Origin of the sequence: Pedobacter westerhofensis, assembly GCF_900182595.1 — a bacterium.
GTDB lineage: Bacteria > Bacteroidota > Bacteroidia > Sphingobacteriales > Sphingobacteriaceae > Pedobacter > Pedobacter westerhofensis.
The window spans coordinates 569,549-581,657 of record NZ_FXTN01000003.1 but is presented as its reverse complement, the minus strand read 5'-3'; the positions used below and the strand labels follow the sequence as shown (position 1 = coordinate 581,657).

The window sequence follows — 12,109 nt, the reverse complement described above, 5'->3', positions numbered from 1 at the left end:
AGAACGGACCGGTAGTTCAGCTGGTTAGAATGCCGCCCTGTCACGGCGGAGGTCGCGGGTTCGAGTCCCGTCCGGTCCGCAAGATAAGTAGTAAAACATTCAAAAAGCCTTTAATCGTATGATTAGAGGCTTTTTTGATTTAGTGGATTCCCGAAATATTCAATATTTCTACTACTTATAGTGAGTAATTCATGAGTCAATTAATTAAAAAGCCGGACTCACTGAAAAGCCTATATCGAATTGATTGTCAGCTAGTTCAAAATTTGAACATCTTGACCACTCGTATCTGCAACGCTAATTTTGTTTAACTCTAATCTTAAGAAGATGAAAAACACTTTTAGTCTGCTCTTCTATTTGAAGAAGCCAAAAAATTATGTTTCCGGCGAAATGCCAATTTACATGCGTATTACCGTAGATGGAGTACCCAAAGAACTTTCCACCGGGAAAATAGGTGATCCAAAGGACTGGAATACTAAAACCTGTCGTTTGGATAGTAGAAAAGAACATGCTAGAACAATCAACCGCTATTTGAAAACAGTTGAGGATAAGATTGATCAGGCACATATTGATCTAATCAAAGCAGATCAGGAAATTACAACCGAATCCCTTAAAAACAAATATCTAGGCATTGAAGAAGACCGGCACAATCTGGTCGCGGTTTTTCAAGACCACAACGATAAGATTAAAGCTCTTATAGGTAATGGATTTGAAAAGGGTACGCTGACTAAATATAACAGTACATTGAAGCATACAAAATCCTTCATACTCGAAAAGTACAAGGCTAATGATATAGCAGTAGACAAGGTAGATAGCTTCTTTATCTCAGAGTTCGAATTCTACCTGAGAAGCAGATGTAAATGCGCAAATAATTCGGCGGTGAAACATATCAAGAATTTTGGAAAGATCATACGCATCTGCCTGGCTAATCGCTGGATGAAGCACGATCCATTCCTAAACCATAAGAATAAGATTGATAAGGTTGTTCGGGTAATCCTAACCCCCACCGAATTGGAGGACATCAATAATAAAGAATTTGTGATAGAGCGTTTAAGAATTGTCCGGGACATCTTTATTTTCTGCTGTTATACAGGATTAAGCTTTATAGATGTTCAGGAATTGACCAAATCCGAGATCAGGAAAGGAATAGACGGTGCATCGTGGATAATGAAGAAGAGGCACAAAACTTCCGTTCCTTGTCATATTCCGCTGTTGCCTGTTGCCGAAGATATTATCAATCGCTATGTGGATCATCCCTTTTGTGAAAATACTGAAAGGGTTTTGCCAGTGAGCAGCAATCAGAAGATGAATGCCTATCTGAAAGAGATTGCAGACCTTTGTGGTATCACTAAACATTTAACCTTTCATATAGCAAGGCACACATTTGCCACAACAGTGACGCTAGGCAATGGTATCCCTATTGAGAGTGTGAGCAAGATGCTTGGACATACCGATATTAGGACAACGCAGTTTTACGCTAAAATCATGGATACCAAGGTTGGTGCAGATATGGCAGGATTGAAACGAAAATTTGTAGTAGCGTAATTTTATCAGCAACACAATATAAATCGTTATTCAGCGTCTTTATTCTGAGAGCGTTAATTTAGATGAGCGGAATGGTCAAATGAGATCATTCCGCTTTTTTATTATTCATACTGCGACGCGAGAGCCTTCGGTTACTTCAGCTCCAGTGAAGGCCATTGGCCTTCACTGGAGCTGAAGTAATATTGACAGCAGCGAGGGAAGTAGCAAAGGAAGCGGTTAAGGCAAAGAAAAAAGCCAAAAGGCTAAAGAAAGTTTCAGGCAAATTATAAATCGTTAAATATTTCTGGTCAATATTAGGAGTTTAACGGCTTATGTGGTTTATCACGTGAGCCGTTAAACTTTTCATATTTACATTGAATATTGATATTAACAGCTTCAACATTAAGTATCAGAGATGTTACATGAAGATTTTCCATATCCTAATATGGAAGAATGGAATTATTATCGCCGATTTTCAAAGTCTTAGTTCAAAAAAAATAACAATTAAACATTTTAGCTAAATTCTTGAAGCACAACGTGTGGCATTATTTTAGATATGTGTGTTTACAGTATAAATGACAATAAAGATAAAATGAATTTTTAAAGTAATTGATTTTATGTTTACATCTTCTCTTTATCCGAGATGTCTTATCTTTAACTAACCATTTATAAATAAAAATAATTGTTATGAAGGCCTCCGTTATGGAGGCCCTGATTGACTCATCATTAAAGAGGATACCAATCTTATTTATTTACCATCTCGAATTTTCCAATTAAGTCCAAAACGTTTGTGAGTTCCGCTTCTGGAATATCAAATTCTGTAATTTCAAATGAATGTTCGTACTTTCCCACATCGAAGGGAACATTTGAGAATCTGCCTTTCGGAGTTGCATTACATATAGCCCTCGCTTTATACAGATACATATTATCCTTCCGCTGTTCTTTTAGGTTGAAAGATACCTCCAGTGGCTGCTTTCTAAAATAAAAGTAAAGAGAGTCTGGCTCCTGTATCTCCCGTCTTTTGTAAATATATTTTTCAACCATTAACCCGTTGATCTCGTCCCTGTCGATATTTACCGAATCTTTTCCTTTACTTCTTAATTTGTAAAAAAAAGCTGGGGCACCTAACGTGGATTGAACGATTGAGTCTACATTAGCTTTTACGGGTTTACCAGTACTAATTGCCAATGAATCGAAGGCAAGTCCAAATTTATCACCTCTTATGGATATGTAGTAGACATAACTTGAATCAATGGTCAATCTACCATCCAATACTTTACCAGTGGTTTGATCCATTGTGGTTTTAGAAGTGAAATTGCTTAACCTTGTCTTTGCAACTAAAAAATCTTTTGAATAAAAAATATCAAGAGATTGGCTCATCGGGATAACCTTGCCATTTTGAACCATCTGGAAAGCCCCACTGAAATGTATGGCTTTAAATTTTGAATCTACTTTGGCAGAAATAATCCCCGATAAAGTTGCTATTACAGCAATGTAAGATAATATCGTACCTCTTTTAAAAGCGATTTTCATATGTTTTGTTATACGTAAAAATTATGTTGGGCGTACCCATCTATGGTTCCATCGGCAAACTTAAGGTTCCACTCAAATGGAAAACCCCCGCAATAGAATACTGACCGTACTCTAAAGTTTAACGTTATGGTTGCTACATTGGATGTAACTGACGTAGCTGGTGCAATGGTGTCAACCCATTGCAGGGTAAATCCCGTTGATATACCAGCCAGTGTTACACTCTGATGTGAAAGTCCGGTAAATTCCCATGATCCACCTATTAGTTGTTGGGTGGCTATCTCCCGGCTTTCAAATCTATAGATATTAGCTACCTGTTTAAACGGTACCCAAGTATAGGTAATTGTCCTATGGGTAGCGTCAATATTATTTGTAGTTTCTGATATAAAATCACTAGCTTCTGTTACACCGCCAGCCATCCAGTCGCCATAGCCTCCGCATCCTCCACCTGCACCACCACTGCCGGGATCTCCACCGGGAAAAGGATCATTACCTGGAAAAGTTGGCCCGCCACCGCCGCCGCCACCTTCCCAGGGCGGGGTAGAAATATTTCCGAACAATATAATCGGTCCTCTCGCCCGGCCTTCAGCTTTGTTCGCCAAGCTTTCTCTCTGCTTTAACATTGTTGCTTCCATTTTCTTACAGACTTATTTATGCCTCAATTTTTGGCTTCAGCACTTCCATTTCCTGTTTTCCTCAAGTCAGGAACTTCAATGATCAGATGCAACTTTTGCAGTAAATCATCGAAATAAAATTAGGGCAAAATAACGTGCGGATCAAAGCCAGATGTAACATAAAGCAAGCCTGTAATTTAAGAACAAGTTAGAATAGAAACATGAAAATTACAAACGAAAAACAAACTAAGTTACTGTTAATTAACTAAATAGATTTAGTTAATAGGTCAAGAGGAAGATATTTGAAATACCCGGTTTTTTTGTTAAAAAGCAGCCTGTGCAACGCACCGTTCTAAAACACGGTTTATAAAGGGTTAGCTGAGATCGGAAAGCGGAATGTAAATCTTTACATCTAATATCAGGTTGAAGGGAAATTGTTTCTTTTGCCCCTGTTGAATCCCTCATGTTGTAGGTATTTTAGTATGATAGAGATTAAACATGGGCAACAAAACTCCCCAAGAGGAAGATATTTTAGAAATTGAAACCTCAGTATTCCAAAGGATAAAATCCAGATCCAATTATTGGCCGTTTGAATTGAATGCAGAGCCGTGGCTGATTTCAGATTTGTCAGGCAATTATGGAGCGCTTTTTATCAGAGCAATGCTTTATTATTTACAGGTTGATGAACATCATGTTCTGAAATGGAGGCTTGAAAATAAATATAAGCAGTATGAAGTATTTGAATATTATAATCCGGGTTCCTGCCCGCGGTCCATTAGCTTATGCTCCTTATTAACCTCTGCCGGAGGAGTTCAAAAAGTTAAAGACCTTTTCAATGAAGGATATTTTCTAAAATCCACGTTGGGCGATGCTTCCTATTCAACACATTCATGGGACAAAAGTTGGCAGTTAGAACAAATAATACAACAAACAGATATTTGTGAAGGAAGGTATGAGAGGTTTATGTTACAAAAAAAACTTCAAATACAATCGGAGTTTAGGATACACACCTTTTGCAAGGATATTATACCATCTTTAACCTCTCTTATACAGGGAAATAAACAATACCGGGACGGTGGGGAAGAATTTCTCAATAACATTCTTCCTAATCTTCCTGATGCAATTCTGGAAGGAACCATGATTGGATGGGATGTCGCGTTAACTCATGATAGTCAATTTCATATCATAGAAGCAAATTTTACCGGTTTCCATCCTAAGTACAGAAAAGGGTTCCAGACCTCCGGGTTTTTTGACAACCACAGGTATGGTCCAATTATTTGTGCCTGGGTAAATACATTTTTTCGAAAAAATTATGGCGTGTATGCGGATTCAGTGGGGCAGGATTTATTTGCTCGGTACCCATTCTACAGAGCGTTCATTTATTATTTCTCCATTTTTAAGGATCATCACATAGACCTTGTAAGAAAAAACAAAAAATCTTATCCTCTAAACCTCATAATTTACCTTGGGGAAGATAATAACACCCCGATGGTACGTTTGATTGAACACTTTGTACTGGTTGATTTTGCAGATAAATATTTTGTCATTGTTCAGGATAAATATATTAACAAGGTCTATAGCCTGTTTAATGGAAATGACCGCCTTGTCCTCTGGGCTGAAAGCTGGCTGTTTACCAAGGAGCAATATGAAGCAATCAATCAAATGGGCTATCTGAGAAAAAAAAGTATATGCTGCTATCATGCAGCCAGGCGTAATAAATCCTGTACAATTTTGTAACATTTAAAATCAGAAATCATGGGTGAGTTAATGAACTACAGTTATTACAATGTAATACTGTGGAAAAAAAAAGCTCCATAAGGCGCTATCCGAAACATATCGCATATATTGAAGCCCAGGGCGACGACCAGGACTATCTGATGTTCCTGAAATTTGAAAATCATTATGCTATACCAGATATTGACAGTTTAATTGCTGGCGCTGAACTACTTCTGAATGCCAGAAAGAAAACGTTGGTTATTCTCACTTCCAGGAAAGCCGCACCTCCATACACCGCGAGCGAGGACGAATTTGTATACTCATTTTGCTGTCAATTGAAGGATTACAAAACGCTTAGCAAAACCATCAATAAAACTGAAATTCTATCAACTGATCTACTTTTCGAGCTTTTAGATCAAATTGCTGAAAGTCATTCGGCATTTAAGCAAATCTTGGTAGGGCAAATCCCGTTTGATCTCGGTTTGCCTTCGGAAATGAATCAATGTGATGTCATTGTTCCCCATCGCGGAGATAATAAATATTTAAGAACAGCACTTAAATTTTTAAATCGAATAGATTTCACCTCAATATACGTAGGGATAGACCAGACTATAACCAAGGATATGAATGAGCTGATAAGCCGTTATAATGATGTTGATTTCTATAATTTTAGCCCAACGCCGGTAGGTCCGTATGTGATAAGAAATTGGTTAATTGATCAGGGCAATAATCCTTTGATATTCTTCCAGGATTCTGACGACATACCATGTGGAGACAGATTTTCTACGCTTTCTGCCTTTATGCACCTTAATAACTGCCAGATGTGCGGCTCACATGAATTAAGAATGGACTACTTCAAAAGGAAATTACAGGCAGTTCGCTTCCCCGAGGATGTCAAGGCCGCTTTATCTGGAGCCCCGTATTTTCCTTTACTGCATCCAACTGCCTGCATTACCAGAAAAGCATTCTACGATTGCGGAAAGCTATCTGAAGAGAGAATTTTCGGGAATGATACAAAATTTCTGCTGTATAGTTATTTTGTGTTATCCTCGATCCGCAATGTTCCTGAGTTTCTCTATATCAGAAAGGCACTTCCGGGATCTCTTACGACCTCCCCTGAAATAATGCTGGGTTCTGCTATCAGAAGAAATCTTAATTATCAATGGAATTGTGACTTTCAGGATATTAAAGATGGTTTATTAAAAAGGGAAGATTCAAATCTACCTCCTGTTCTTTCAGTTATTCCCATTGAAAAATGGAAATGTGATATTAACTGAAATACATAGAAGCGACTTTACTAATAAGCTGGAGATAAAAGTAATTAAACGAAATCTCCTGCTATTTTTTAATGCTCCGGGTTATGATCACTGCACATCGCTCCCCTAAATACTAAAATAGCCTACAACGATGGATTGCAGGCCATAGGAACTTTATTTTTGCATATAGGTTTTACTAGTCTATTCGAACTGCTATTTGGATAAACCATTATTCCTGAGATGGTATAGGTGTAGCAGGGGTTGCATTTTCTAGCCGGCTATTTCAACTAAGAATTGGTTACAATCCATCCACCGACCCAAACAATAATAATTTTTATTCGACTGATGCTATTTAAGAATCGTGTTTAAATTACGAAGGTTCTAAACGTAAATTTAAAGTGGAAAAGCTGTAGGCATAATTTCCCCCGCTCATTTGCGGCCTGCAAAACCGAAGGAGTTTTGCTTTAGCATTTACCGAAAGGGACATTACGGAATATGGCCGGCATCCTGTCACTCTTGCCTGCAACATTGTACGACCAACATGGTTATTCTTTTTTTGTTCCTCTAAGGACAGAATCTAAACTTGCCTTCATTTGAGCAACGTTTTTATTGCCATTGGCTTCAAAATAGGAATTATTTGTACGAATATTATTTTGTAACTCATCATAGTAGTGTGCGTTTAACCCCCTAGCAAGGCACTCTTCTTTACTAAACTTTAATACTTCTTTATTGTCCTCTACAACTACGCCATTGAGAAGCACATCATTAATAGCATTAATGAGTTTTTTCTGTTCAGTTGTTCTTAAACTGTCAGGAACAGCACCCAAGTGTTTGTACTTATGACCTTTAATATCAAGATAAGCAGTATCCTTTTCCCTTGTGTTATAGTTCATGTATGTTATCCCACCAGAAGTAATTTTTTTGCCTCTACGTTCACAAGAGCACAACCCTATTATGATTAAAAAGTACAATAAAAATATTTTCATGGCTGTTTTATATTGTTAAAATTATATTCTTCATGTTGATTATTCTATCATATATAATGTATAATGAACCATGTTCTTATCCTAACATGAGTGTGATAATGTGAAACTGTGTTTACTATCAATTAGAGGGCGATTTAATTAAAAAAAGGGTCTACAATTATTTGATTTTCAACGAAAAATTAGTATATTAGTATCATAGCAATGCAGCTATATTGTACTATGATTTTAGTGAGTAATTCATGAGTCACTAACCGAAAAAGCTTAGAAAAACGTCATTTAAAGGCCGTTAACCTACTTTCATAAAGACCCGTCCGGTCCGCTAAAAGCTCTTCAGATTTCTGAGGAGCTTTTTTGTTTTCCGGTTTTTGCTCTATCCATACAAATTACTGCTTCAATACGGACGATGCCGATGCAGGTAAATACCCAAGTTCCACCAGCTGTCTGTGTTCTGTGATTACTTTAGTATTGCCTTTGTCCAATAAAATCACGTTGGTTGCGATATCAAGCACATGCTCATAACTATGATCAGTAATAATAATTCCTTTACTGACGGAATGTTTCTGAATGAGTTTTTTCAAAATCTCAATATGCAGCGGAGAGATCCCATTGAAAGGCTCATCAAAGAGCAGATACTCCGCATCGGAATAAAGCATCATCATCACTTCTACAATTCTTTTTTCGCCGCCAGACAACTGATTGATTTTACTTTTTAAAAATGGCTTAATCAGATCCTCTGCCAGCAGCAGGGAAAGCGCGGCACTGCTGCAAAAGCATGAAATAATCGTTTTTATTTGGATATGATCGGGCAGGAAATTATCCTGCGGGAGATAATGGATCAGTTTTCTGCTTTCGAATAAAGAATTGAGCTTTCGGGCATTTACCGCCACATATTTATGATCGGCAGCCAATGAACCGAAAATTATTTTTAACAGGGTAGACTTTCCGGATCCGTTTCTGCCAAGGAGGCCAATGATTTGTCCTGGCTGACATGAAATAAATACATCGCTGAGAATTTGTCTGGCATTAATTTCTTTCCTGATGCTGTCGGCATGCAATCCGCTCATATGAGTGCAATCGAAATACCTGATACGGCGCTGATACTAATTGTAGTTATCCATAATATCAGTTTGCTCAGGCCCAGGTTATAATAAAAAAAGTATTCGCCGGGCTTTCTGATTTCATAGGTGAGATACTGCATAACAGGGAGCAGAATCATAAATGAAATGCCGGCGCCTGTAAAGAAATCGACATATTTTTGAAACATTAAAGACAGCATCACCGAGAATACCACCGAGGGAAGGATGATTTTTTGATAAAAGAAACATAATCCCGTCAACATGTGCATTTTTATAAATCCTTCGTTATGGCTACAATATATGTAATTAAACCTAGGCTCTGGTAATATCCCCAGTATCGGGTATAGAGAAATCCCTGATAATACTATAAAATTGCAGCCGCATTGATTAGTATTAAACAATTTCATCTATAATTGCAGCAATATGATGAAGAGCAGGCTAATCTTTGTGACCAGCTTATATATTTAAACTCATAAAACGATAATAATGAAAAAAGTAATCCTTATTACAGGTGCATCATCCGGTTTTGGCCTGGCGTCTGCGAATGCACTGCAGGCTGATGGTCATATCGTTTATGGCGCTAGTCGCAGTATTAAAGAATTAAAAAACATCTCTTTTATTCCCTTAGAGATGGATGTTACTGACGACGCCTCGGTAAATTCGGGAGTTGAACAGATTATAAAGGAGCAGGGAAAAATAGATGTATTGATTAACAATGCGGGTATTGTAACTGCAGGGCCTGCATACAGCACACCAGTAGAATTTGCTAAAAAACAATTTGAGGTTAATTTCTTTGGGGTGGTTCGCTTAAGCACAGCTGTTTTGCCCGGGATGATTGAGCAGAAAAAAGGGCTGGTGATCAACATGAGTTCGATGGCAGGTTTATTTGGCCTTGCTTATCAGAGTAAATATGTAGCGGCAAAGTTTGCACTGGAAGGCTATTCGCAATCTCTGCGTATGGAATTACAAAACACCGGTGTTGATGTTGTAGTAGTGAACCCGGGCGATTTTAAAACAGCCAATACCAGCACACGTGACAAGATGAAGTTTCCATTCAAACATCCAAAGCTGGAGGCTGAATATGCAGCGGCGATAGACGTTCAGGAAGAAAATGAAATTAATGGCGGTGATCCCGCTGTTGTAGGAAAACTGATTGCTAAAATTGTTTCCAGCTCTAAACCTGCACACCGTTATCTGGCAGGTGATTTTGGTCAGACCAGACTGCCTTTAATCGTCAAAGCATTGTTGCCAAGTACCATGTTCTCTAAAATGATCAACGGTTATTACAACATCAAGTAATTGTCTTTCCTGATACAGGGATGAATCAGTTGGTATGAATACAAAAAACCCAGATGGAATCAGTCCACCTGGGTTTTTTTTAAATCTTCTTCTGTCCTGTTATTTAAAAAGTTCCTGCAGATCTCTGTCTGCTGTCGGGATTTTCTTTAAAAAGTCATCAAAACCCGTATTTTCCTGTGAACTGTACATACCATACGCATCCATTATATAACCAATTTGTCCGTCTTTATCTTCAAGAAGATAAAGCACAGAATTGTCCGCAGGATCAGAGTCACCTTCAAAGCGGTAAGTTTTTATGATAGTAAGATCTTCAGGATTATAAATTTTATTGAGACCGGTACCTTGCATTTTACCATGGTCGGTCATCTTTATTTCGTTGTCTAAACCTTTTTGTCTCAGTTTTTCCAAAATCTGGCTAAGTGTGGTCATTTCTACTGGCTGTTCCATAATAAAGATTGTTTTCTCTATAACAATGCCCGTAGTAAATGGTTTCGTTTTTTTATTCAGGTAAATTATATTTCCTGATCAGACCCAATAAAACACCATTTGTCCATCCGAAGCCATCCTGTGAAGTGTATTCTCCACCCCCTGCGGTTAAGTGGATATCTACTACATTATATTTTTCCATCAGTTTTCCGGTACTGCGGTAAACCCTTGTATTCAGGTCTACCCAGCGGATCGCAATGTTCTTCGCCAGGTCGCTGTAGCCGTAGTTTTCAAGACCGGTAACAGAGATCCATTGCAAAGGTGCCCAGCCGTTGGGAGCATCCCACTGCTGGTGTGTATTGTGCAGTGTAGTGCTGAGTCCGCCGGCTCTCAGGAATTTCTGTTCAAGTGTAACCTTTGACAGTTGTGCCTGTTTTTGATCTGCGATGTTAAAAAACAGAGGGAACATCCCTGCCAGACTGAGTACGGCCGACTTTTGTTTCGTTTTATAATTGTAATCCGTATACCATTGATCCCTGGCCGACCAGAAATATTTTTGTATACTTTGCTTTCTCTTTTGGGCCAGGTTGCGGTACAGCTTTTCTTTTGCTGTATTGTGTTTTGCTGCATAACTTTTCTGAAGGGTGCTTTCCAGATGATACAAAAGACAATTGAGGTCTACCGGTATAATTTGGGTGGTTTGAATGGTTTTTAACTGTGTTCCGTCTGAAAACCACCGACTACTAAAATCCCATCCACTTTCTGCTGCTGAACGGATATCACGGTATAACCCGGGGTTCTGGTTCCCGGCTTCTCCGGCACTCAATACGTCTTCCTTGTAAGATTCCTGCCGGGGAATATTCAGCTGATCATAATAGCGGTTCAGCAGGCTTCCATCCGGCATCGTCATTACATGTTTTGTTGCAGCAGATTTGTCCATCCAGTAGGCATATTCTTTTTCCAGATAGGGCAGGTAGGTAATATAAACCTCTTTGTTTTTGATTTGAGCAAGCAGATCTATCATGAGTGCAAAAAAGGGCGGCTGAGACCTGCTCAGGTAATAATTTCTATTTCCATTAGGAATATGACCGTATTGCCTGATCAGTGCAGCAAAGTTCCTGATCATGTTTTCTATCACTTCATCTTTACCGGATGCCTTCAGTCCAAGCATAGTAAAATAACTGTCCCAATAATAGATTTCTCTGAAACGGCCTCCTGGCACGATATAGGGGTAGGGCAGGTTAAGCAGGCTGCTATTGGCAACTTTGCCTGAAGGTACGCGTTCCAACCCTGTCCATAAATCATTGATATGCTGTACAACGGATTGGTTTGTAGTAACTGCTACGGTCGTGTTGGTATCTGGAAATACGAAATTGTTTGCAACAAAATCTTTTAGACTGAATCCTTTACTTTTCCTGAGCCTGATATAATCCTGCAGGATTAATTTTGGGCTTCTTTTTGGCTCGCAGTCAACAAATGTCTTTCCGTCTTTCAATACATTTTGCATCTGGACATCAACAAAGAGCTGTCCATAAATCTGGTCCGGGGTTTTTGCCTGCTGGGCATAGAGGCTTCCGGACTGAAGGGCTATAAAAAATATCAGTATAATTTTGCGCATCGTTTTTTAGTCTATTCTTAATACTACGTAAATAATATCGTTATAAAAAATTGAGACCGCAAACAAA

General features: G+C 38.5%; 10 protein-coding genes and 1 tRNA gene. 5 read left to right on the top strand and 6 right to left on the bottom strand.

The genetic code is table 11. From position 1 onward, the window contains the following. The first annotated feature begins 5 nt into the window (after positions 1-5). Positions 6-79 (top strand) — tRNA-Asp (locus FN831_RS07880). A gap of 245 nt (positions 80-324) precedes the next feature. Next, on the top strand, positions 325-1,542 hold the full coding sequence (locus tag FN831_RS07875) for a site-specific integrase (RefSeq protein ID WP_142527651.1): 1,218 nt from the start codon (positions 325-327) through the stop codon (positions 1,540-1,542). Between the two features lie 723 nt (positions 1,543-2,265). Here the strand turns inward: FN831_RS07875 and FN831_RS07870 are convergent. Next, positions 2,266-3,054: a hypothetical protein gene (locus tag FN831_RS07870; protein ID WP_142527650.1), complete on the bottom strand. Its 789-nt coding sequence runs from the start codon at positions 3,052-3,054 to the stop codon at positions 2,266-2,268. A gap of 8 nt (positions 3,055-3,062) precedes the next feature. Further along, complete coding sequence (locus FN831_RS07865; RefSeq protein WP_142527649.1) at positions 3,063-3,686, bottom strand: hypothetical protein; 624 nt, start codon at positions 3,684-3,686, stop codon at positions 3,063-3,065. A 477-nt stretch (positions 3,687-4,163) separates the two neighbouring features. On the opposite strand from FN831_RS07865, the gene FN831_RS07860 reads away from it, so the two are divergent. Next, on the top strand, positions 4,164-5,402 hold the full coding sequence (locus FN831_RS07860; protein WP_142527648.1) for a hypothetical protein: 1,239 nt from the start codon (positions 4,164-4,166) through the stop codon (positions 5,400-5,402). A gap of 59 nt (positions 5,403-5,461) precedes the next feature. Continuing rightward, positions 5,462-6,658 carry a glycosyltransferase family A protein gene (locus tag FN831_RS07855; RefSeq protein WP_142527647.1) on the top strand — a complete coding sequence of 399 codons (1,197 nt, stop codon included), beginning with the start codon at positions 5,462-5,464 and terminating at the stop codon, positions 6,656-6,658. 524 nt (positions 6,659-7,182) lie between these two features. On the opposite strand, the gene FN831_RS07850 is transcribed toward FN831_RS07855, so the two are convergent. Further along, positions 7,183-7,623, bottom strand: coding sequence for a hypothetical protein (locus FN831_RS07850; protein ID WP_142527646.1), 441 nt, complete (start codon positions 7,621-7,623; stop codon positions 7,183-7,185). Between the two features lie 383 nt (positions 7,624-8,006). Further along, entirely contained in the window at positions 8,007-8,687 is a 681-nt protein-coding gene (locus tag FN831_RS07845; protein ID WP_142527645.1) for an ATP-binding cassette domain-containing protein, read from the bottom strand. Between the two features lie 498 nt (positions 8,688-9,185). Here FN831_RS07845 and FN831_RS07840 point away from each other — a divergent pair, with 498 nt between their 5' ends. Beyond that, positions 9,186-9,998, top strand: a complete 813-nt coding sequence (locus tag FN831_RS07840) for an SDR family oxidoreductase (RefSeq protein WP_142527644.1) — start codon at positions 9,186-9,188, stop codon at positions 9,996-9,998. A gap of 99 nt (positions 9,999-10,097) precedes the next feature. On the opposite strand, the gene FN831_RS07835 is transcribed toward FN831_RS07840, so the two are convergent. Both FN831_RS07835 and treF read right to left on the bottom strand, forming a co-directional pair. Then, positions 10,098-10,445 carry a hypothetical protein gene (locus tag FN831_RS07835; RefSeq protein WP_142527643.1) on the bottom strand — a complete coding sequence of 116 codons (348 nt, stop codon included), beginning with the start codon at positions 10,443-10,445 and terminating at the stop codon, positions 10,098-10,100. Positions 10,446-10,497: 52 nt separating this feature from the next. Further along, complete coding sequence (treF, locus tag FN831_RS07830) at positions 10,498-12,042, bottom strand: alpha,alpha-trehalase TreF (RefSeq protein WP_142527642.1); 1,545 nt, start codon at positions 12,040-12,042, stop codon at positions 10,498-10,500. Between the last annotated feature and the right edge of the window lie 67 nt (positions 12,043-12,109).

What these genes read in the sequence shown, in the direction of transcription:
- FN831_RS07860 (WP_142527648.1), top strand. Translation starts at nt 4,164, where the DNA reads ATGGGCAACAAAACTCCCCAAGAGGAAGATATTTTAGAAATTGAAACC.
- FN831_RS07835 (WP_142527643.1), bottom strand. Translation starts at nt 10,445, where the DNA reads ATGGAACAGCCAGTAGAAATGACCACACTTAGCCAGATTTTGGAAAAA.
- FN831_RS07870 (WP_142527650.1), bottom strand. Translation starts at nt 3,054, where the DNA reads ATGAAAATCGCTTTTAAAAGAGGTACGATATTATCTTACATTGCTGTA.
- FN831_RS07845 (WP_142527645.1), bottom strand. Translation starts at nt 8,687, where the DNA reads ATGAGCGGATTGCATGCCGACAGCATCAGGAAAGAAATTAATGCCAGA.
- treF (WP_142527642.1), bottom strand. Translation starts at nt 12,042, where the DNA reads ATGCGCAAAATTATACTGATATTTTTTATAGCCCTTCAGTCCGGAAGC.
- FN831_RS07850 (WP_142527646.1), bottom strand. Translation starts at nt 7,623, where the DNA reads ATGAAAATATTTTTATTGTACTTTTTAATCATAATAGGGTTGTGCTCT.
- FN831_RS07865 (WP_142527649.1), bottom strand. Translation starts at nt 3,686, where the DNA reads ATGGAAGCAACAATGTTAAAGCAGAGAGAAAGCTTGGCGAACAAAGCT.
- FN831_RS07875 (WP_142527651.1), top strand. Translation starts at nt 325, where the DNA reads ATGAAAAACACTTTTAGTCTGCTCTTCTATTTGAAGAAGCCAAAAAAT.
- FN831_RS07840 (WP_142527644.1), top strand. Translation starts at nt 9,186, where the DNA reads ATGAAAAAAGTAATCCTTATTACAGGTGCATCATCCGGTTTTGGCCTG.